General features: G+C 70.6%; 17 protein-coding genes and 1 tRNA gene. 10 read left to right on the forward strand and 8 right to left on the reverse strand.

What is annotated here, in order from left to right; translation table 11 throughout:
* Window positions 1-104: 104 nt before the first annotated feature.
* On the reverse strand, window positions 105-1,022 hold the full coding sequence (locus ACWGIC_RS22725; protein ID WP_452077949.1) for a LysR family transcriptional regulator: 918 nt from the start codon (window positions 1,020-1,022) through the stop codon (window positions 105-107).
* A 70-nt stretch (window positions 1,023-1,092) separates the two neighbouring features.
* Here ACWGIC_RS22725 and ACWGIC_RS22730 point away from each other — a divergent pair, with 70 nt between their 5' ends.
* The 3 genes from ACWGIC_RS22730 to ACWGIC_RS22740 all read left to right on the forward strand — a co-directional run bounded on the left by ACWGIC_RS22730 (window position 1,093) and on the right by ACWGIC_RS22740 (window position 3,202).
* Complete coding sequence (locus ACWGIC_RS22730; protein ID WP_452077950.1) at window positions 1,093-2,019, forward strand: SDR family NAD(P)-dependent oxidoreductase; 927 nt, start codon at window positions 1,093-1,095, stop codon at window positions 2,017-2,019.
* A complete protein-coding gene (locus ACWGIC_RS22735) occupies window positions 2,016-2,852 on the forward strand; it encodes an SDR family NAD(P)-dependent oxidoreductase (protein WP_452077951.1) in 837 nt (278 codons plus the stop codon). The genes ACWGIC_RS22730 and ACWGIC_RS22735 overlap by 4 nt, the downstream gene beginning before the upstream one ends.
* 89 nt (window positions 2,853-2,941) lie before the next feature.
* A complete protein-coding gene (locus tag ACWGIC_RS22740; protein ID WP_452077952.1) occupies window positions 2,942-3,202 on the forward strand; it encodes a hypothetical protein in 261 nt (86 codons plus the stop codon).
* Between the two features lie 32 nt (window positions 3,203-3,234).
* On the opposite strand, the gene ACWGIC_RS22745 is transcribed toward ACWGIC_RS22740, so the two are convergent.
* The 3 genes from ACWGIC_RS22745 to ACWGIC_RS22755 are packed head-to-tail and all read right to left on the reverse strand — an operon-like array spanning window position 3,235 to window position 7,177.
* Complete coding sequence (locus tag ACWGIC_RS22745; protein ID WP_452077953.1) at window positions 3,235-4,644, reverse strand: amidase; 1,410 nt, start codon at window positions 4,642-4,644, stop codon at window positions 3,235-3,237.
* Window positions 4,641-5,957, reverse strand: a complete 1,317-nt coding sequence (locus ACWGIC_RS22750; RefSeq protein WP_452077954.1) for an MFS transporter — start codon at window positions 5,955-5,957, stop codon at window positions 4,641-4,643. Before ACWGIC_RS22750 ends, ACWGIC_RS22745 begins: the two co-directional genes overlap by 4 nt.
* A gap of 20 nt (window positions 5,958-5,977) precedes the next feature.
* Window positions 5,978-7,177: a CaiB/BaiF CoA transferase family protein gene (locus ACWGIC_RS22755; RefSeq protein ID WP_452077955.1), complete on the reverse strand. Its 1,200-nt coding sequence runs from the start codon at window positions 7,175-7,177 to the stop codon at window positions 5,978-5,980.
* Window positions 7,178-7,282: 105 nt separating this feature from the next.
* Between ACWGIC_RS22755 and ACWGIC_RS22760 the strand changes: the two genes are divergently transcribed.
* Both ACWGIC_RS22760 and ACWGIC_RS22765 read left to right on the forward strand, forming a co-directional pair.
* Window positions 7,283-7,891 carry a TetR/AcrR family transcriptional regulator gene (locus ACWGIC_RS22760; RefSeq protein ID WP_452077956.1) on the forward strand — a complete coding sequence of 203 codons (609 nt, stop codon included), beginning with the start codon at window positions 7,283-7,285 and terminating at the stop codon, window positions 7,889-7,891.
* Window positions 7,892-8,075: 184 nt separating this feature from the next.
* The gene (locus ACWGIC_RS22765) at window positions 8,076-8,693 is read left to right on the forward strand and encodes a DUF6461 domain-containing protein (protein WP_452077957.1); all 618 of its coding nucleotides are present in this window, start codon (window positions 8,076-8,078) and stop codon (window positions 8,691-8,693) included.
* A gap of 594 nt (window positions 8,694-9,287) precedes the next feature.
* On the opposite strand, the gene ACWGIC_RS22770 is transcribed toward ACWGIC_RS22765, so the two are convergent.
* Window positions 9,288-10,136, reverse strand: coding sequence for an NmrA family NAD(P)-binding protein (locus ACWGIC_RS22770; RefSeq protein WP_452077958.1), 849 nt, complete (start codon window positions 10,134-10,136; stop codon window positions 9,288-9,290).
* A 123-nt stretch (window positions 10,137-10,259) separates the two neighbouring features.
* Between ACWGIC_RS22770 and ACWGIC_RS22775 the strand changes: the two genes are divergently transcribed.
* Complete coding sequence (locus ACWGIC_RS22775) at window positions 10,260-11,255, forward strand: AraC family transcriptional regulator (RefSeq protein WP_452077959.1); 996 nt, start codon at window positions 10,260-10,262, stop codon at window positions 11,253-11,255.
* 206 nt (window positions 11,256-11,461) lie between these two features.
* Window positions 11,462-11,590, forward strand: a complete 129-nt coding sequence (locus ACWGIC_RS22780) for a hypothetical protein (RefSeq protein ID WP_452077960.1) — start codon at window positions 11,462-11,464, stop codon at window positions 11,588-11,590.
* 557 nt (window positions 11,591-12,147) lie between these two features.
* On the opposite strand, the gene ACWGIC_RS22785 is transcribed toward ACWGIC_RS22780, so the two are convergent.
* From ACWGIC_RS22785 to ACWGIC_RS22795, 3 genes are all read right to left on the reverse strand, one after another.
* Window positions 12,148-12,221, reverse strand: a tRNA-Arg gene (locus ACWGIC_RS22785).
* A gap of 716 nt (window positions 12,222-12,937) precedes the next feature.
* On the reverse strand, window positions 12,938-13,360 hold the full coding sequence (locus ACWGIC_RS22790; RefSeq protein ID WP_452077977.1) for a peptidase inhibitor family I36 protein: 423 nt from the start codon (window positions 13,358-13,360) through the stop codon (window positions 12,938-12,940).
* 188 nt (window positions 13,361-13,548) lie between these two features.
* Window positions 13,549-14,595 (reverse strand): LacI family DNA-binding transcriptional regulator, encoded by a 1,047-nt coding sequence (locus tag ACWGIC_RS22795; protein ID WP_452077961.1) that lies wholly within the window; start codon window positions 14,593-14,595, stop codon window positions 13,549-13,551.
* A 156-nt stretch (window positions 14,596-14,751) separates the two neighbouring features.
* Here ACWGIC_RS22795 and ACWGIC_RS22800 point away from each other — a divergent pair, with 156 nt between their 5' ends.
* The 3 genes from ACWGIC_RS22800 (at window position 14,752) to ACWGIC_RS22810 (ending at window position 21,201) form a co-directional block, all read left to right on the forward strand.
* Window positions 14,752-16,770: a cytochrome c oxidase assembly protein gene (locus ACWGIC_RS22800; protein ID WP_452077962.1), complete on the forward strand. Its 2,019-nt coding sequence runs from the start codon at window positions 14,752-14,754 to the stop codon at window positions 16,768-16,770.
* 102 nt (window positions 16,771-16,872) lie between these two features.
* Complete coding sequence (gene ettA, locus ACWGIC_RS22805) at window positions 16,873-18,549, forward strand: energy-dependent translational throttle protein EttA (protein ID WP_452077963.1); 1,677 nt, start codon at window positions 16,873-16,875, stop codon at window positions 18,547-18,549.
* Window positions 18,550-18,567: 18 nt separating this feature from the next.
* Window positions 18,568-21,201, forward strand: a complete 2,634-nt coding sequence (locus ACWGIC_RS22810; protein WP_452077964.1) for a hypothetical protein — start codon at window positions 18,568-18,570, stop codon at window positions 21,199-21,201.
* Window positions 21,202-21,309: the final 108 nt, after the last annotated feature.

Genomic DNA, 21,309 nt, shown 5'->3' on the forward strand with positions numbered 1-21,309 from the left:
TGGTCTTGATTGCCGTGCGGGTCGTGTCCGGCTGGTTTAGTCGTTGTGCGGGTGGTGCCCGGCTGGTCCCGGTCGCTGCGCGGGTCGCGCCCGGCCGGTCCCGGTCACCGCGCCGTGTCGGTCTCCAGCGCCGCCTCCCGGACCGCCGCCGCCACCCGCGCGACCGGTTCCGGCATCGGCTGCGGCAGCCGGGCGAGCAGGACCCGCCGGTGCTCCGACGGACCGCCGCGGACCGGGAGGATCCGCACCCCGGGCGGGGCGGCCGGGGCGAGCATCCGCGGGGCGGTCGTGATGCCGCAGCCGGCCGCGACGAGCTGGAGCTTCGCCAGCCAGTCGCGGGCGGTGTGGGCGATCGCCGGCCGTTCGGCGAGGCCCGGCCACGCGCCCATCTGCAGTTCTCGCGCCGCGCCGGCGATCCAGCGCTGCCCGTGCAGGTCCGCGACGTCGATGTACTCGCCGTGCGCGAGGGGATGGTTCGCCGGCACCGCGACGTGCAGGGTGCGTTCGGTCAGCACCTGCACCTGCAGTTCCGGCGTTTCGGTGTCCAGCGGCCGGTACGGGGGAGCGGCGGCCAGCACGGCGAGGTCGATCGTCCCGGCCCGCAACGCGCGCACCAGCGCCGGGCTGCTGCCCTCCCTGCTGGTCACGGTGATCGCGGGATGCGCCTCGCGGAGCAGCGTCAGTGCGCGCGGGACGATGGCCACGCCCGCGGTGGCGAACCAGCCGAGCCGGACGTGGCCGGATTCCTCAGGCAGGCCAGCGAGTTCTCGCGCGGTGGCGTCGATCTGGCCGACGATGCCGGCGGCGCGGCGGAGCACGATCCGGCCCGCCGGGGTCAGCCGGACGCCGTCGTGCCGTCGTTCGAACAGGGGCGCGCCAGCCGCCCGTTCCAGCGACGCGATCTGCCGGGACACCGCGGACTGGGTATAGCCGAGCGCGGTGGCCGCCGCGGTGAGCGTGCCGCGTTCGGCGACCTCGCGGAACACGCGGAGCGCGACCAGCGACACGTCGGTGAAGGTCATGATATTCACGCATACCATGGTTGAGCATTTTTCGCTGCCTACATGACCGAAACCTGCTTAACGTAGAGGTATGACCCTGATCCAAACCCCCTTCGGCTTCGCCAGCACCGCGGCGGAAGTCGTTGCCGGCATTGACCTTTCCGGTCGTCGCGCGGTCGTCACCGGCGCTTCGTCCGGACTCGGCGTCGAGACCGCCTGCGCGCTGGTTTCGGCCGGTGCGGAGGTCACGCTGGCCGTCCGCGACACCGCGGCGGGCGAGCGAGCCGCCCAAGACATCGTCGTCACCACCGGCCGGAGCGCGGTCCGCGTCGCGCCGCTGGACTTGACCGACCAGGCGTCGGTCGCTTCCTTCGTCGCTGCCTGGGAAGGACCGCTGCACCTCCTGGTGGCGAACGCGGGCGTAATGGCCTGCCCCGAGCAGCGCACCGCCGAGGGCTGGGAGTGGCAGTTCGCCACCAACCACCTCGGCCATTTCGCGCTGGCCACCGGCTTGCACCGCGCGCTCGCAGCCGAGGGCGCTCGCGTCGTGGCGGTCAGCTCCAGCGGCCACCAGCTCTCTCCGGTCGTCCTGGACGACGTGCACTTCGCGTTCCGCGCCTACGACCCGTGGCTCGCCTACGGCCAGTCGAAAACCGCCAACGTCCTGTTCGCGGTCGAAGCGACGCGGCGATGGGCGCGCGACGGCATCACTGCCAACGCCCTGATGCCGGGCGCGATCTTCACGAACCTCCAGCGCCACACCGGAGGACGCGGCAGCGGGACAGTCGGTCCGGAGCTGATGAAGACTCCGCAGCAGGGCGCGGCCACTTCGGTGTTGCTCGCGACGTCACCGCTGCTCAAGGACATCGGCGGCCGGTATTTCGTGGACTGCAACGAAACCCCGGTCATCGATCACCGCGGCGAAGCACCGCGGCTGCACGGCGTAGCGCGCTACGCACTGGACCCCGAGGGAGCGGAACGGCTGTGGGCTTACTCCGAGAAGCTGGTGGGAGCATGAAGATCGCCGTGGTCACCGGGGCGACGCAAGGGCTCGGCCTCGCGCTGGTCGAGGGTCTCGCGCAGCGAATGAACCCAGACGACACCGTGTACCTCACCGGACGCGATTCCACCCGCGTGCAGCAAGCCGTCGAAGCACTGCCCGCCGGTGGCGCGCGAGTGCGCGGCGAGGTCTTCGACGTCTCCATGCCCGACGCGGCAACACGATTCGCCGAGGTGCTGCGCGAACGACACGGCGGCGTCGACATCGTGTTCAACAACGCTGTGATGCGAGTCGGTCCCGACGACGATCCGCGTGCGATTGTCGATGCCTACACCGAGGTGAACAATTTCGGGGCGACTAGAGTGCTGCGCGCGTTCGCCCCGCTGCTGCGCGACGACGGCCGGCTGATCGTGGTCGCCAGCAGCCTCGGCCGGCTGCATCACCTGGCCCCGGTCCTGCACGACCAGTTCGCCGAATTGTCCTCTTTGGACGAAGTGGACGAGCGAGTGGCCGCCTGGCGCGACGCGGTCCGCGACGGCAGCGCCCGCTCCGGCGCCTGGCCCGGCTTCGTCAACATCCCGTCGAAGATCGCCCAGGTCGCCGCGGTCCGGGCACTGGCGTCGGAGCGCCGGGACGAGGACGAGCGGCGCGGCATCCTGCTGGCCGCGGTCTGCCCGGGAATGATCAACACGCCGACCTCGGCGCTGTGGTGGGACGTCAGCACCGCGCAGACTCCCGCCGAGGCGGCGATTCCGCTGACGAACCTGGCGCTGGGCCCGGTCGACCGGGCGCACTACGGCGAACTGGTCCGGTTCGGGAAGGTGCTGTCGTGGTCGCCTTACGACGGCTGAACTTCTTGCGGAAATTGGCGCTGAAACGCCGGAGACCTCGGTAGAATCGCCCAGTTGGCAGACGACGACGGAACGGACGGCGGCCGGAGATGGCTCCTCTCGGACGTGCGCTGCTGCCCGGCGGCTGGGTCTGCCGGTGCGTCCGGCACCCGCTCTGGGTCGGCTGGCTGGTGTTTTTGCTCGTGTTCTCCCAATCCGGGCACCTGGTCGGCGCGATCGACTGGCTTTTCGGGGCGCAGCTGCGGCCTCCCAGCGCCTACCCGGCGAGTTTTTGGAGCGCGGTCGCCGTCGGGACGGGTGCTGGTCTGGTCTGCTTGATCACGCGGGTACGGCGTCGTCGATCGCCGTAGAAACAGTCCTGCGCCGGATGAGGGGTCGCTGTCTAGCGAAGCGGTTTCTGCGGCCGGAGCAGCCCGACTTCGCCTTCGACGGCAGCCGCGATGCGAAGGAGGAGATCGTCGCGGTGGTGCGGAGCGACGAGCTGGACTGCGCACGGCAATCCGCCGGGGCTGAGACCGATCGGGATGCTGACCGCGGGGTTGCCGGTGTCGTTGAACGGCGCGGTGAAGGCGATCGGGATCGTCCGCTGCTGTACCGCAGTGCGAAGGTCGGGGCCTTCCGCTGGCCAGGCGGTGGTCGGGGTCGTCGGGGTGAGGAGCAGGTCGTAGTGGTCGAAGAGCCCGGCGGCCCAGCGGTCGAGCTGCCCGCGGTGTTCCCAATAGCGCGCGAGTTCGGCGGTGGTGACCGAATGTCCTTGGTCGAGGATGTCCGCGAACCAGGGTTCGAAACGGCCGCGGTGCGCGGCGAACTCGTCGGCGACTTTGGAGAACCGTTGGTAGGCAAGAACTTTTTGCCGTAACTGAACGGTGGCTGGGAAGTTGTCCGCGTGCGGATGGGAAACGTGGTCGTCGGCGACGTCGTGGCCGAGCCCGCACAGGATGTCGATCGCGCGGTCGAGGGCGTGCAGCACGGCCGGTTCGGGCTCGGCGATGCCGAGCGTCCGATGGACGACGATCCGCAGCGGGGACAGCGGCTGATCGAGTCCATCCACATAGGACTTTCCCGGCCGCGGAAGGGAATACGGGTCTGTCGGGTCGAAGCCTGCTGCGAGGTCGAGGTGCAGCGCGGCGTCGCGCACGGTGCGGGTCATCGGGGTGAGGCAGCTGTGGTGGGTCCAGGACGGGCCGTGCGGGATGCGGCCACGGGTCGGTTTGAGCCCGACGATTCCGCAGAGCGCGGCGGGGATGCGGGTGGAACCGCCGCCGTCGCCCGCGGTGGCCAGGGAAACCAGCCCGGCCGCGACCGCCGCCGCGGATCCGCCGCTCGAACCGCCCGGGGATTTCTCGAGATTCCACGGGTTCCGGGTGATTCCGAAGGCTTCGTTGCGGGTGGAGATGGCCGCGCCCATCGGGGGAGTGTTGGCCTTGCCGACGACGATCGCGCCTGCCGCGCGAAGCCGGGCCACGTGGACGCTGTCGGAGGCGGCTGGCGGAGCGTCGCGGAAGGCTTTGGTTCCTTGCGTGGTAGGGAATCCCGCGGCGTCTTCGAGGTCTTTGACCACGATCGGGACACCGGCGAGCGGGCCCGGCTCGGCTCCGTGCGCGAGGCGGTCGGCCAGCGCGGTCGCCTCGTCGAGCGCGCAGTGGGGGTCGAGCGATACGACAGCGTTGAGATCGCTGTTGAGCGAGGCCACGCGGTCCAGGGTGTGGTGCATGAGTTCCACCGGCGAGAGTTCGCGGGTGCGGATCATCGCGGCGAGTTCGGTCGCGGTAGCGAAGGACAGGTCGGTCACGCGTGCTCCTGAATCGGGCCGGTCGTCGGCTGGACAACGGTGGTCGTGGACAGGCCGATGCGCGCGGCGTCGCGTTGCGGCCGGATGGCGAAAGCGGCGTAAACGCCGGTCAGCACCATGATCGCGGCACCGACAGCGAAAGCTGTGGGGTAGCCGTAGTGGTCGATGAGGCTTCCGGTGACCGCGGGCGCGATGATCCCGGGCAACGTGCTGATCGCGACGGCCAGCCCGAACACCGTTCCCCGTTGCCGGGAGGGCACGAGTTCGCCCGCCGTGAGGTAACCGAGCGGGTAGGCGAGGCTGCCCGCCGCGAACGCGATCGTGATGAGCACGATGCGCAGACCGCCCGATGTCGTGAGCGGGAACGCCGCCATGCAGCCGCCGGCGAGCGCGACCGCGATGCCCTGGGTGGCACCGCGCGCCCACCGGCTGGAGACCCCGCGCCGGACGAGCCGTCCGGTCGCCGGGACGACGGTGAGGATGAGCACGATGCTCAGCGCCGCGTGCAGGCTGATCACCGTCGCTGAGCTCTTCGGGCTGAGATCTGCCTCGGTTTGCAGGTAAGCGGGCAGCCAGGACGAGCCGAGCGCCAGCGACCAGTACGCGCCGAAAGCACTGGCGAACCCGCCGAAAACGGTGCCGTTGAGAAGCAGTTTGCGGTAGGGGACGCGCTCCGCCGCGGTGCTGGCCGCAGCAGTCGCAGGTGCGGCGTAAGGCCCGTCGTGCCCGATCGGCAGCCACACGAGTGCCCACAGTCCGGCGACCACCGCGAGGACGACAAACGCGGCGCGCCAGCCGTAGTCCGCGATGATCCAGGTGAGCACCGGCGCGGCGACGAAGATGCCCGCCGAGCCGCCGGTGAGCTGCAGCGCCGTGGGAAGGCTGCGGCGATCGTCGGGAAACCATTTGTACAGCGCGTGCATGCTCATCCCGGACGCCGGGCCTTCGGCGGCGCCGAGCAGGACGCGGCTGGCGAACAGCGTCGGCACCGCGGCGAACGCGAGGACCGGCAACTGGGCGACGGCCCAGCACACCGCCAGCGCGAACAGGATCCAGCGGCTGGCGATTTTCGCCGAAAGCAGTCCGGCGGCGAGGCTGGTGATGCTGAACAGCAGGTAGAAGCTGCTCGCCAGGAGACCGTAGGTGCTGTTGGACAGGTGCAGCTCTCGCATGATCGGCACCGCGGCGAGCCCGAGTACGGCCTTGTCCGCGAAGTTGATCACCATGAACACGGCGATGAGCGCGGTGACCGCCCAGGCCCGGCGGCGGATCGACCGGGGCTCAGCCGTCGACGGCGGCGCTGCGAAAGGCATGATCGGCTCCTTTGCCGGAATCAGATGACACCGTCGCGGCGGAGTGCCGCGAGGTCGTCGTCGCGCAGGGAAAGCAGCTGCCGGAGGACGTCGTCGGTGTGCGCGCCGAGAGCCGGTCCGAGAGAGCTGATGCGTCCCGGGGTGGCGCTCAGCCGGGGGATCGGCGCGGCCATGGAAACCGTGCCGTGCTCCGGATCCTCGACGTCGACGATCGTGCCGCGCTCGCGGTAGTGGACGTCGGCCGCGATGTCCGCGATCGTCATGATCACCGAGGCCGGGACGCCCGCGTCGTTGAACACCCGGGTCGCCTCCTCGGCCGGCTGCCCGGCGACCCAGCCGGCGATGATCGCGTACAGCTCGTCGGCGTGCTCCGTGCGAGCGACGCGGGTGGCGAAGCGCGGATCAGCGGCCAGGTCCGGCTGGCCGATCACCGCGCACAGCCGGCGGAACAACGGGTCAGTCCCGGCGTGGACCGAAATCCTCCGCCCCTCGGCGGTGTCGAAGTCGCTGGCAGGCACCACATGCGGATTGCGGTTGCCCATGCGCTGGCGCACCCGGCCGTTGGCCGAGAAGTCCAGCAGCGCGTCCTCGACCGCGCGGAACCCGGCCTCGTACAGGCCCAAATCCACGACCTGGCCCTGCCCGCCGTTGACGTCCCGTTCGTACAACGCGACCATCGCCGCGAAGGCCGAGAGGTACGCGCCCATGTAGTCGATCACCGCGTAGCCGGACCGGACCGGGGCGCGGTCAGGTTCCCCGCTGACGTCGGTCAACCCCGCGAAGGCGCTGGCGATCCGGTCGAAGGCACCCCGGTCGCGGTACGGCCCGGACAAGCCGTACCCGGTCAGATACACCAGCACCGCACGGGGATTGAGCGCCTGCAACGTCTCCGGGTCGAGCCCCCACTTCTCCAGCGTCGGCGGCCGGTAATTGGTGATCACCACGTCGAAGTGGGGCACCATCCGGCGCACCAGGTCCTGCCCGGCGGCCTGGCGCAGATCCACCGTGACCGACTTCTTGTTGCGGCCCTCCTGCAGCCACTGCAGCGACCGCCCGCCGGGGGAAGCGGCCCGCCCCCGGGTGAAATCGCCGCGGCCCGGCTCCTCCACCTTCACCACCTCGGCCCCGAAATCGCCGAGAAACGTCGCCGTCACCGGCGCGGCCAGCACCGTCGCCACATCCAGCACCCGCACGCCCCGCAACGGCAACCTTGCTTCCACCAGAACTCCCAACGAAGTGTTAATAACGAAACGTTGGTAACGAACCGTATAGAGTGGTCCGAGGCACAACAAGGCGTACTGACGAGTAACTTTTGAGGGGACGGCGTGACCGAGCAGCCGAGCACCGCACCGACCCGGCGCCGCCGGCGCAGCCGCGAGGAGACCAAAGCCGATCTGCTCGCCGCCGCCCTGCGGCTCCTCCGCCGCGACGGCGTGCTCGCGGGCATCAACCTCCGCGAGGTCGCCAAGGAGGCCGGCGTCAACCACGGGCAGATCTACGTCTACTTCGGCAGCCGCCAAGCGCTCCTCCGCGCGGCCATCGCCCAGATGCTCGAACGAGACCGCCCCGACCCCGGCACCCACTGGGAACAACCCTTCGCCGACCGGCGGCGAGCCATGTGGCACTGGGCGCTGCGCCAGCCGGACCTGGTCAAACTCGAAGCGCTGCTCGCCCTCGACGAGGACCCCGAGCTGACCCTGTTCCCGGCCCTGGACCTCACCCGCCGCGCCCTGGAACGAGACCGGAGCGACGGGAGTCTTCCCGCTGATGCGGACGGGGAAGTCATGCATGCGATGACTGCCGCTACTTATTTCGGTTATTGCATTTTCCGGAGTGCTCTCGCTCGGGACCTCGATTTGACGCCGGAGGAACTCGACGCCCGGGCGGCTCGGGTTTACGACCGGATGGTTGCTGCGCTCGCTGCTGAGGAGTGAGCGGTCTGGTCGCGTTGGGGCGGAACACTGCCGGGCTACGGCTTTGTCTCTGAGCAGCGGTCCCGGTCGTCGATTTCGGGACGAGAGAAGGAATGCTCCGGCGAATCGTGAGATCACCTCCTGGCCTGGGCAGGTACTGAAGTATCGGCAGGTGTCCGGCAGGGCGGAGAGGAGAGGCGCGGCGATGTCCTTGGATTTGGTGGCCGAATTCGGGGAAGCGTGGTGTGTGACCGTTGTGCGCGAGCGGGGGCCTGACGAAGTCCTGGCGAAGATGGGGACGACGCCGGGGAGCATTGGTTCGGCGGCGGTCGAGGATGTGCCGTTCGGGGTGACGGATCGGGAGCTGGTGCTCGCGCGGGCGTTGCCGGGCCGGGACTGGACGCTCGCGGTCGAGTTGGACGGGCCGACCGGGTTCCTCGGCTGGCGACGCGAACTCCTGGCCGCGCTGTCTGCGGACGGCGGGGCGGCGGGAGCGGCGGTGTTCTTGCCGAATGTGCAGGAAGTCAGTGCCGCCGAGGACGGGCGGGTGGCAGCGGTGATCGACCCGCTGCACAGCTACCGCCGCTCCGGCGCGGACCCGGACCGGTTCGTCGGCCCGATGCGCGACCTCGGGTTCCGTGTCGACGACCAGGACGACACCGCTGGGGCGGTACGCGACTTGCCTCCCGGGGCACTGATCACCCTCCTGCTGGAGGTCGTGACCGGCGTCGAACTGGACGCCGCCGCGTTCGCGGGCCCGTGGCGGGGCGGGACGGTGCGCTTCGACGAACGCGGGCAGACGGTCCGCTTCACCGGCCGCTGACACCTGCCCGCCGTTCGGCGGGCAGGGCACCGACATTCAGCCGAACTTCTATCCGCAATTCTCTTGGACGCTTCACTACGGAAAATCCCGCAACTGAACTGACGCCGAGGGGGACTGCGCGTCGCAGCCGCAGTCCACGATCAGCGAAGCCTGATGTCGACCCGTGGCGCGGAGAGCTCGCGAGTGTACGAGCCGGTGCCGGTCGGCGACGAGCCGAATCCGGTGAAATCGAAGGAGTTCCTCGCGACTCCCGGCGCAGACTTTGATTTTGGGGAGAATTCACGACCGATTAAACTATTGCCAGAGATTGTGAGATCGAAGCATGTTTATACCGGTGGGTCCCGGTGCTGAACCTGCCGTGATCGACGGGAATACCGCGGTCCCTCAGGCGTCAAGGACCACCTGGAAAGCTTCACGACCGCGCTGTGCGAAGGCGCGGCTATCCCGGAACGGTACCTGGAATCCAGTGTTGAGGTCGTCGTCCTCGACTCCGCTCCTGTCGTGCACGCACCACGCGACGGACTGATCCCCAGTCTGCAATGGCACGTCGATACGGCCGCGATCCGTGATGCGTTCGCAGACAGGGCCCACTGGTCAGCGCCACCGGGATGCCGCGGCGCGGGCGTAGTCGGCGAAGGAAATCGGCGGCCGTCGGGTGATTTGCTGGACATCGTCGGTGACGTTGGCAGCCCAGTCGTTGCGGATGCCTTCGTACATCGCGGCGTAGAAGTCGGCGACATGACCTGGCGTGCCCCCGTTGAGCAGGGCTTCGCGGAACTCGGCCGGGTCCATCGCCTGGTATCGCACCGGCTTTCCCGCGGCGTCGCTCACGATCGCGGCCATGTCTGAAAAGGACAGTGAATCGGGTCCGGTCAGGGAGTAGGTCTTGTGCTGATGTCCGTCCTGGGTCAGGGCGGCCGCGGCTGCGGCGGCGATGTCCTCGACGGAGATCGGCGCCACCCGGCCGTCGCCCGCGGGAACCGTGACGACACCGGTGCGGATGCCGTGCAGGATCGCGGGGTGTTCGGAGAAATTCTCGGCGAAAACGTTGGGGCGCAGAATTGTCGCGGGCACCGGTCCTGTTTCGAGGAATCGCTCGACTCCGTGCATCGGGAAGCCCTCGCCGGACAGATGCGCCGTCGTGTTCGACAGGTGGACCACCCGGCGAACCCCGGCGGTCTTGGCTTCGTCCAGCAGCGCCGCGACCTCCGTCGTGCTGTCGGGGCTTATCGGGAACCATTGGTAGATCGCGTCCACGCCTTCCAGCGCGGGCGGGTAGGTCGCCGGGTCGTGCCAGTCGAAGCGGACTGGCGTCACCGAACCCTCCGGGCGCCCCGGGATCCGGCTCGCCGCCCGGATCGCGTGCCCCTGCTCGGCCAGCAAGGACACCACCCGGCGTCCGGTGCGGCCGGTCGCACCGAGGACAAGAACTGTGGTAGGCACACGTTCCTCGCAAGGTAGGGTCGAATGGCAACAACATCACCGTAGGAATGGGTTATCGACGCGCGCCATGACAGCTCTCGACAGATTCATATCCGATCGGAGCCATGCCGACGCGAATCGGGCGTGGCGGTGACGGTGAAGGCGGCCGGTCGTGAGCGCGACCACGTGGCCGACATCGTGGGCGACATCGTCGCCGCCCTCCGGCAGGGCGGCGTGGTCTACGGCAGGGCGCTGCTGCGCGCCCCTTGGGGCCTCGCGTTCGAGTCGCGATCGATCGCCACGATCTACGTCGTGATCGCCGGTTCCTGCGTGCTCTTCCCCGACGGCGGAGAGGCTTTGCGTCTCGCCCAGGGGGATGTCGCGCTGCTGCCGTCCGGCGCCGGGCACGTGGTCTCCGACGCCCCGGGCCGGCCTGCGCCCACCGTGCGGGAGCTGTTCGGGGCCGACCTGGAGGAGCTGTCTGCCACCGACCTCGTCATCGAGGGCGACGGTCCCGAGACCGTCCTGGCCTGCGGCGCGTATCTGCTCGAACCGGTGCCGTTGCACCCGTTCGCCGCCTCCTTGCCCGACGTCGTGCATGTCACGGCGGGCCAGATGCGCGGCACCAGCCTCGCCGCCGCGGTCCACTTGCTCACCACCGAGGTCGACCACGCCGGCCGCGGCACGCCCGCCGTGGTGGCCTCGCTGCTCGACCTGCTGTTCACCTACACCCTGAGGTCCTGGTTTCTCCGCCAGCCTGACCAGCTGGTCGGGTGGGCCCGCGCGCTCCACGACCCCGCGGTAGGCCCGGCGCTCGCGCTCTTGCACGACGACCCCGGCAAACCCTGGACTGTGGAGGCGCTCGCGCACGCGGTGGGCGTCCCGCGTGCCCGGTTCAGCCGCCGATTCACCTCGACGACCGGGCACACCCCCATGGAGTACCTCGGCATCTGGCGGATGACCGTGGCCGCCCGCCTGCTGCGCGAGGGCCAAGCCCCGCTGCGTCAGATCGCCCGGAAGGTTGGTTACGACTCGGAATTCGCGTTCGCGCGCGCTTTCAAACGGGTCGTCGGCTACGCCCCTGGTCGTTATCGCGCGATGCACCATCGTGATGGGGGCGCCGCTGATACGCGGCGATGACTGGCAGTGCGACTTCCTCCCCGCGAGTCCGCCGGTGGACACGCCGGTGGTGCCTCGGGTCGCGCGGCTACTTGGTGCAGTCGCCGGGCGTGACGTCCCCCGCCGGTTCGCGGGCGACGGCCTCCGCTGCTCTGTCGGTGTCTCTAGTGGACAGTGGCGAGGGGTCAGCGTTGGTTGAGGCCGACGAGGTCCATCCAGTGGATGCCTTGAGCTGGATGGTTTTCGCGGTGGTGCCGCCTCCTTCGCTGCTCCAGTCGACCCGTCCGTTGTGGAAGGTATTGCCGACGTCCCTTCGGGAGGGCGAGCTCATCGCCGGTGCGGTAGCCCAGGAGTGACTGGTTGGCGGCTAGGCGGCTTCGTCCGATGCGGTGGTCTTTATGGACTGTCGGTGCGGCGGTGTTGTGGACCGGCGGGCGAGGTCGAGGTCGAGGGTGAGTTGCTGTGGCGGACGAGGCGGTGGGCTGGGCGCCGCGGCGGCGGGTGAGGTTGCGGTGGGGTGCGGTGTGCGTGCTGCCGGGGAGCTGGGGTGCCGGGCGAGGTGGTGGAGTTTGCGGAGGTGGCGTTGGACTAGCCCGGCGCGGCGGGCTTCCTCGAAGAGGGTTCGGGCGGCTCTGTTTCGTGTTCGTCGGCTGGGACGGTCGGGCATAGGGATGTTCCCGGTGTGGACAGGCTGGCTGAGGGCGAGATCACGAATGCGTTTCGGCCTGGTGGAGGTACGGGACGGCGGGCAATGACACCCGTGCGGAGGAGCAGCGGGAGCACGGCGAGGTCCGATGGGCTGGGATGTCCGGTCGCGCCCGGCAAAGGCATGGGAAAGATGCGGTGCCGACGGACCGGCTGGTCCCGCAGCTCGGCGGGGCCTGGCCAGGGAAACCCCTGACCAGGCCGTTTGTGCCCCCGGCAGGACTCGAACCTGCGACCTAGAGATTAGAAGGCTCTTGCTCTATCCAGCTGAGCTACGAGGGCCCGGGTGGCTGACAGCTGCTGACCTCCAGCATGGGCAGCTTAGTCATCGCCAATCTCTCGATCGTTCGACACCGTCGAATCGTTTCAGCTTCCCTTCGTCTGTTTTGCGGTTCTTCGGGGGAGGAATGCCACAGCGCGCGACGGTTCCGGTACGCACTGCGCGGGGAAAAGGTCCGCTGCGGCGGGCGGGTGGCAGTTTGTGCAGCTTGGACACCTGAATCTCCTGGCGGGGCTGCGGCGGGACGGGGGTTCGGAGGCTTCGCGGCCGGGCAGAATGTGGCGATCTTGTGATGTAGGACGTCTGAGCCGGGGCAGGACGATTGGGCGGTTCGGCGGTTGCGGCCCGGCAAAGAGACGTCGAGGCGCCGGGGTGCCGGGTCGGCGGTGCCGGACGGCGCGGTCAGGGCAAACGGCGAGGCACCGGGTCAGCGCTGCCAGGCAGCGTGGTCCGGGCAAGCGTCGGGGACCGGAGTGCGAACCCGCGGCTGAAGCTGGTGCCAGGAGGGTGCCGCTCGACACCCCGGGGCCTCGCCTCCCGCCCCCAGGTCGGGGCCGGGAGCGGGAGGCGAGGGGTCAGGGGCCCGTGGGCGCGGATCTTCCGGGCTGCGCGCCCACGGGCCGGGGGCCGCTCAGGGGTGCGGCCCCCGGGCCGGCGAACTGCGGCTGCGAGTCGACTCGTCCTGGAGCGGCCTCGTCCGCCTGGCCCGGTCTCGGGGCTATTCCCACACTTTCAGGGCGCGCACCGCGAACGGGGACTGCGGCACGTACGTGCCACCGCCCGGATAGGTGATGAAATCGCCCTCGGTGGAACAGTCGGCTCCTTGGTAGATCGTGACGTCGCGGCTCATCCGGTTGACGAAGGAATGCCCTTGGAATCCCTCGGGCAGGGGAATGCAATCACCCGGATTTGCCGTGCGCAGGTCATAACTCTGTGCCGCGCCGGAATAGGTTTCGGTGTCCCACAGGCAGAACTCGCCCGCGGTGCAGGCGGGAGCCGGGGGAGCGGGCACGGCCGGAGCCGCTTGGGCCAGGCCGGAACCGGCCAGAAGACCGGCGGTGACCAGCAGCAGCACGCCGGGCAGACGGGACGGAGCGGATGCGGGCCGGGAGCGGCGGCCCGGGAACGGCAAGGACGGCATCAGGCGACGGAACATCGTGGGAACTCCCCCTCATCGAAGCGGCTTCCGGCGAGGGCCGGAAACCGGGTGTGTTCTCCACTTTGGCGGGTTGGGTGCGTTTTGTCTGCCCGCATTCCTACGTCTGTGGACAAGTAGTTTCCCTTCACCCGTAAGAGACCCAGTTGTCCACAGATCGGCGAACGGTCTTGCTAAATCGCCGCGGTGCTTTCGCGGACGGCCAGCGACACCGGGAGTTCGACCGGCGGCGGGACCGGGGAGGCGGCGAGGAGAGCCATCACCAGTTCCCCGGCGACCCGGCCCTTGCCTGCCAGGTCCTGGCGCACGGTCGTGAGGGGTGGTTCAGACCACGCGGCCTGGGGCGTGTCGTCGAAGCCGACGATCGACACGTCGGCGGGCACGCGCAGGCCCAGCCGGTGCGCGGCGGCGATCGCGGCGAAGGCGAGCTGGTCGGACATGCAGAGCAGGGCGGTCGGCCGCACCGAAGCGGTGAGCAGGTCGGTGGCGGCGGCGCGCGCGGTCGAGGCCGACAGCCAGGGGGCTTCGGTGACGGTGAGGTCGCTGATCCCGGCGGCGGCCAGGGTGTCGAGATATCCGGCGAGGCGTTCCCGGGTGCCGTGGAAGGCGCTGGTGGCCGCGTCGCCGGAAAGCCGTGGCGCGGCCAGGATTCCGAAGCGCCGATGGCCTAGTTCCACTAAATGGCGGGCGGCCAACGAGGCGCCGCCGCGGTCGTCGCAGCCGACCCGGGCCGTTTCCGGCAGCGGCGGCTGGTCGATGACCACCAGCGGCAAACCCCGTGCCCGCACGGCTTCCAGCGCGGGAGTTCCGTCGGCGAGGGAGTACGCCACGGCGATATCCGCTTGCGCGGCCAGTACTCGCGACGCCGGCGGGCCCTCCTGGGCTTCTCGGCCGGGCAACAGCAGCAGCGCGTTTCCGGTGGGCTCCACGGTTTTCGCGAGCGCGTCCAGGGTGATCGACAGCGCGGGGTCGGAAAAGGCCGCCGACAGCGACGAATCGAGCAGGAAAGCGATCGCGCCGGTGCGGCTCGTGGCGAGGCTGCGGGCGGTCGGGTCCGGGCCGGGGTAACCGAGTTCACCCGCCGCGCGCAGAATCTGCTCCCGCAACTGCGCCGACAGCTGGTCAGGCCGGTTGTAGGCGTTGGACACAGTGGCGCGCGACACCCCGACCGCCTCCGCGACGTCGTCCAGCGTCGGGCGGCGGCGACGGCTGCTGGTCATCGGCGGAGCATAGAGGAAAGCCTTGCCGCGCACCGGGTTCCGCCCGGCAACCCGGCTCGACCAGCGCAAACGCCGCAAGCGAGCGATCCGGCGGCAAACCCGGCGAGCGGCCCGCCCCGCGCACCGCCGCGCGCGCGACCGGCCTACTCTCGTACCGTGAGCTCGGAACCTGTGACGAAACCCGCCCCGAACCGCGGCCGCAAGACGAGCGTGCTCCCGCTGCTTTCGGTCGGAGTCGTGCTCGGCGCGGTCGTCGCGGTCGGGCTCGTCGCGCTCACCGGCGGCGCGGGCTACGTCATCGCCGGGCTGCCGGACCCCGGGCTCGTCACGCGGTACGGCGTCACGGTGGTCCGCGTCCTCGCCGAAGCCTCGTCGGTCGTGTGCGTCGGCGCGCTGCTGCTGGCCGCTTTCCTCGTGCCGCCCCAGAAATCCGGCACGCTCGCGCCCGAGGGGTACGCCGCGGTCCGCACCGCGGGGATCGCCGCGTGGGTGTGGTTCGCGGCCTCGATCCTGTCCGTCGCCTTCACCGCCGCGGACAGCGCGGGCAAGCCGTTCGGCGACGTCCTGTCCCCGGACACCCTGCTGAGCCTCATCGGCGCGATCGAACAGCCCAAGGCGTGGCTCTGGACGGCGCTGATCGCGCTCCTGCTCGCCCTCGGCTGCCGTCTGGTGCTCAGCTGGGGCTGGACGGCGGTGCTGTTCTTCCTGTCCGTCGCCGGGCTCGTGCCGGTAGCGGTCACCGGGCACTCGGCCAGCGGCGGCTCGCACGACCTGGCCACCAACAGCCTGCTGTTCCACCTCGTCGCGGCCGCGCTGTGGGTCGGCGGCCTGCTGGCCGTGCTCGCGCTCGGCTGGCGGCGCGGCAAGAATCTCAGCCTCGCCGCGCAGCGGTTCTCCAAGCTCGCCCTGGTCTGCTGGATCGTGATGGCGGTGTCCGGCATCGTCAACGCACTGGTCCGGATCAACCTTGCCGACCTGTTCACCACCGACTACGGCCTGCTCGTGGTCGCCAAGATCGTCGCCTTGCTGCTGCTCGGCGTCTTCGGCCAGCAGCAGCGCAGCCGGGGTGTCGCGAACCTCGTCGACGGCAAGGGCGGCAGCCAGCTGCTGCGGCTCGCCGCCGTCGAGGTGCTGATCATGTTCGTCACCATCGGCATCGCCTCCGGCCTCGCCCGCACGCCGCCGCCGGCGGACGCGGTCACCCAGCCGGGCACCGTCGAACTCCTCATCGGCTACGAGCTCCAGGGCCCGCCGACGTTCTGGCGGCTGCTCACCGACTGGCGGTTCGACCTCGTCTACGGCACCCTCGCGATCGTTCTCGCCGGCCTCTACCTCGCCGGCGTGCGGCGGCTGCGCAAGCGCGGCGACGCGTGGCCGGTCGGCCGGACCGTCGCGTGGCTCGCCGGCTGCGTGGTGGTCCTGCTGGCGACGTCCTCGGGCATCGGCCGGTACGCGCCCGCGATGTTCAGCGTGCACATGGGCACCCACATGCTGATGTCGATGGTCGCGCCGGTGCTGCTGGTGCTGGGCGGCCCGGTGACGCTCGCCCTGCGCGCGCTCCCGCCGGCCGGCCGCGAAGCCCCTCCGGGACCGCGCGAATGGCTGCTGGCCGCCGTGCATTCGCCGGTGTCGCGGTTCCTGACGAACCCGATCGTCGCGCTGCTGCTGTTCGTCGGCTCGTTCTACGGGCTGTACTTCTCCGGCCTTTTCGACGCCGCGCTCAACTACCACTGGGCGCACCTGGCGATGAACGCGCACTTCCTGCTCGTCGGCTACGTCTTCTACTGGCCGGTGATCGGCGTCGACCCCGCGCCGCGCCGGCTGCCGCCGGTCGGCAAGCTCGGGATGATGTTCGGGGCCATGCCGTTCCACGCCTTCTTCGGCGTGATCCTGATGAACATGCAGACCGTGATCGGCCGGGAGTTCTACACGTCGCTGAAGCTGCCGTGGGTCGGCGACCTGCTGACCGACCAGCGGCTCGGCGGCGGCATCGCGTGGGCCTCGGGCGAGGTGCCGGTGCTGCTCGTGCTGATCGCGCTGCTGGTGCAGTGGGCGCGCCAGGACGAGCGCGAGGCGAAGCGGCGCGACCGGCGCGAGGAGACCACCGGCGGCGAGGAACTGGCCGCCTACAACGCGATGCTGAAGAACCTCGCCGAGGGCAAACGGGCCGAATGACCCCGCCGGGATGATGTCGCCGGAGTGACCTCGACTTGACCCTCGGTAGCGCGGTGGTGACCGCCGTCAGGCCGCCGGAGGAGCCACTCTACGATCGACGGCATGGCCGAGTTCATCTACACCATGAAGAAGGTGCGCAAGACCGTCGGGGACAAGGTGATCCTCGACGACGTGAGCACCGCGTTCTACCCCGGAGCCAAGATCGGCGTCGTGGGCCCGAACGGCGCCGGCAAGTCGACCGTTCTCAAGATCATGGCGGGGATCGAGCAGGCCAGCAACGGCGAGGCTTTCCTGCAGCCGGGCGCGTCGGTCGGCATCCTCATGCAGGAGCCGGAGCTGAACGAGGAGAAGACCGTCCGGCAGAACGTCGAGGAGGGGCTCGGCGAGACCAAGCAGAAGCTCGATCGCTACAACGAGATCGCCGAGCAGATGGCGACCGACTACAGCGACGCGCTGATGGAGGAGATGGGCCGGCTCCAGGAGGAGCTGGACCACGCCGACGCCTGGGAGCTCGACTCGACCGTCGAGCAGGCCATGGACGCGCTGCGCTGCCCGCCGCCGGACGAGCCGGTCACCCACCTCTCCGGCGGCGAGCGCCGCCGGGTCGCGCTGTGCAAGCTGCTGCTGTCCGCGCCCGATCTGCTGCTGCTCGACGAGCCCACCAACCACCTGGACGCCGAAAGCGTGCTGTGGCTGGAGCAGTTCCTGGCCACCTACAAGGGCGCCGTCCTGGCGGTCACCCACGACCGGTACTTCCTGGACAACGTCGCCGAATGGATCATGGAGCTCGACCGCGGCCGCGTCGTCGGCTACGAGGGCAACTACTCCACCTACCTGGAGAAGAAGCGCGAGCGGCTCGAGGTACAGGGCAAGAAGGACGCCAAGCTCGCCAAGCGGCTCAAGAGCGAGCTGGAATGGGTGCGGTCCAACGCCAAGGCGCGCCAGACCAAGTCCCGTTCGCGGCTCGACCGCTACGAGGAGATGGCCGCGGAGGCGGACAAGCACCGCAAGCTCGACTTCGAGGAGATCCAGATCCCGCCGGGCCCGCGTCTGGGCAGCGTCGTGGTCGAGGTCGAGAAGCTGCGCAAGGGCTTCGACGACCGGGTGCTGATCGACGGGCTCTCGTTCGACCTGCCGCGCAACGGCATCGTCGGCGTGATCGGCCCGAACGGCGTCGGCAAGACGACGCTGTTCAAGACCATCGTCGGGCTCGAGGAGCCGGACGGCGGCTCGGTCAAGATCGGCGAGACGGTCAAACTGTCCTATGTGGACCAGAGCCGCGGCGGGATCGACCCGAAGAAGACCGTGTGGGAGGTCGTGTCCGACAAGCTCGACTACATCCACGTCGGGCAGACCGAAATGCCCTCGCGCGCTTACGTGAGCGCGTTCGGCTTCAAGGGCCCGGACCAGCAGAAGCCGGCCGGCGTGCTGTCCGGCGGCGAGCGCAACCGGCTCAACCTCGCGCTGACGCTCAAAGAGGGCGGGAACCTGATCCTGCTGGACGAGCCGACGAACGACCTGGACGTCGAAACGCTGGGCTCGCTGGAGAACGCGCTCGAGCAGTTCCCCGGCTGCGCCGTCGTGATCTCCCACGACCGGTGGTTCCTCGACCGGGTCGCGACGCACATCCTCGCCTGGGAAGGCACCGACGAGGACCCGGCGAAGTGGTTCTGGTTCGAGGGCAACTTCGAGGGTTACGAGAAGAACAAGGTCGAGCGCCTCGGCGCCGAAGCGGCGCGTCCGCACCGGGTCACCCACCGCAAGCTGAAGCGCGACTGACCGGCGCGGGGGTCCCGAGTGGAAACCAGCAGGCACAACCGGCCCAGCCCGTCCGCGACCGCGGACGGGCGGCCCGCCGTTGCCGGTGGCGGGACCCTCGCCGACCTCGGCCGGCTCCTCGACCGGGCGGACTCGCTGCGGTTCCGGGCCCCTGAGCTGTCCCTGGTCCTCGGCGAACGCTCGGCCGCGCTCGCGGAGGCCGCGGGCGCGGACGGGCACTGGATCCGGGCGGAAGCGCTCGTGGTGTCCGCTCGCGTGCGGACCGGCGCGCGGACGTCCACCGTCGGCCGCGCGGTCGCGGCTCTGCGCGCGGCCGAACACGCCGGGTACTCCACCACGGCGGCGCGGCTGCGCGTCGATCTCGCGGTGTGCGCGCGCAGTCTCGGCGTTCCGCTGATGGGGCTGGCCGCGCTGCGGCCGGTGCTGTCGGAGGACGTGCCGCCGTCGCTGCGCGCGGAAGCGCTGTGCCACCTCGTCGGGTGCCTCGCCCAGTTCGGCCGGAAGGCGGAGCTGGACCGGGTGCTCGTCGAGGCGGACCGGCTGCTGGTGGCCGACGATTCCCTCGACGCGGACGACCGGCTGCTGATGCGGGCGTTGCTGCGCAACGGAACCGCGGCCCACCGGCGCCGGCACGGCGATCTCACCGCGGCCGCGGACGCCGCCCGGACCGGGCTCGGGTTCCTGGAGAAGATGGACCGTCCCGGCGACGACGGCGGTCTCGTCCGCATCCGGCTCGTGCTGCAGCTGGTGAGCACGCTGCTCGACCGCGGCGACGCCGACATGGCTTACGACATCGCCGAACCCATGCTGCGCGAACCGGTCCGCGCCGCCGGGGTCGCGCCCGCGGCGTGGCTGCGGCTGGCGGTCGCGACGCGCATCCACCTGCCCGCCGGAGCCGGCGACGCCGCCGCCGAGTTGGTGGGGGAGGCCGTCGCGGCCACCGACCGGCACGGGCTCGCGGCGGTCACCGCGCGGCTGTGGCTGGAGCTGGCCCAGATCGAGGAACGGTTCGGCAGCGCGGAAGAGGCCATCGGGTGCCTGCACCGCGCGCGGGCCGCGGAACACGTGCACACGCGGGCCCGGCGCCAGGCGTGCGGGCTGATCGCGGGCGAGCTGGGCGGGGACGCGGTGGCGTCGATGGACCTCGACGACGTCCTCGCCGCGTCCGCTCCGCGCGACGGACGCCCGGTGTCGATGGAGGTCGAGCCGAGGGTCGCGGCCGAGGAGACCTCGGTGATGCCGGCGATCCGGGACCTCCCGGACGAGCGGCCGGATCCGGTCGCGGCTCCGCTGCCGGTCGTTCCGGCGCAGGTCGAGGTGCCCGCTGAGCCGGTTTCGGCGTCGGCGTGGGCCGAGGCGGCGGAGAAGAAGCCTGCCTGGTCGTTCCGGCGGGCCGCGGCGGAGGCGGAGGCGGAGCAGACCTCGGTGCTACCGGCGATCCGGGAAGCGGCGGAGGAAGCACCGCAGACGGGCGGGCGGCGACGGGCTGAGGACCGCAAGTCGCCGGTGTTGCCGGGCTGGGCGCGGCCGTTCGGGCGGAAGGGCGCCGAAGCGCCTTCGCCGCGGAAACGGGCGGCTGAGGAGCCGGTCGGCCGGGCGGAGGCGCCGCGGGCGGGAGTGGCGTCGGGCCGGGAGGCGCAGGTCGCCCAGAGCGCGACGGAGCGGCGGGAAGACGCGGCTGGCACCCGGGCCGCGGAGGACGCGTCGGTTCGGCGGTCTGACGTGCCGCAGGAAGCGAAGAGCGCGCCCGTGCAGCGGCGGGACGCGGCTGTGTCGCGGGCCGCCGAAGCCGTGCAGGCTGTGGAGAAGCCGCAGACGACTCGGGCTGCCGAGGACAAACCGCGAGCGACCCGGCGGGCGGTCGAGGACGCGCCCGTGCGCCGGGAAGAGACGGCACGATGGGAAGAGCCGCCGGTGCGGGCGGCTGACGAAACGAAAACGCCGTGGGCGAGGGAGGAAACCCCTCGTCGCGCGGTGGAAGAAGCCCCGGCCGGGGAGGCTCCGAAGGAGGAGCCGAGGTTCTCGCTGCGGATGCCGGATCTGTCGGACATCCTGCCGGAGCTGCCGCTCGCCCCGGCTCCCGCGGACGAGCCCGCCGCGCCGCTGTGGGAAAGCGCCGAATGGGCGCGGGAGGAAGCGGCCCGCCGCGACGTGCGCGGACGCAAGACCCGGCACGACGCCGAACACGGATCGGTCGCCGCGAAGTCCGTGCTGGACCGGCTGGGCATCACCGCGACCGGCGGCGGCGGGGGACGGCGCCGGGCCGACGAGCCCGGGCGGTCCGAATCCGCCGCGGCGGATTCGGAAAGCACACCGGAGCTGGCCCCCGCGCCGCGGCCGGAGGAACCGGAGCCGGCCGAGGAGCCGTGGCTGCCGCGGCTGCGGATGCCGCCCGCGCTGGACCCGCTGTCCGACATCGACGAGTGGAGCCCCTCGCAGCAGCCGTTCCCGGAGAGCTACGCACGGGCCATCGCGGAGGACGAACCGCCGCCGGACGCCGGTCTCGCCGAACTGCTCGCCCGCGCCCTCGCCGAGCACCAGGCGGGCACCGCGAGCGCGGCCGCGCTGGTGAAACGCCTCGGCCCGAACGACGAACCGAAGCCGATCAACGGCCGCGCGACCGCGGACCGCCGCCACAACAACGGCGACTGACGTCCGCGCCGGAATTCGTTGCGGCGCAGCGGATTCGGCTCGTCGGCTCGGCTGATTCCCCGGCGGGACAAGGGATTGCGCCCAGAAACGCTGGTGCGCTTCGGCCGT

This window comes from Amycolatopsis sp. NPDC054798 (assembly GCF_053611505.1).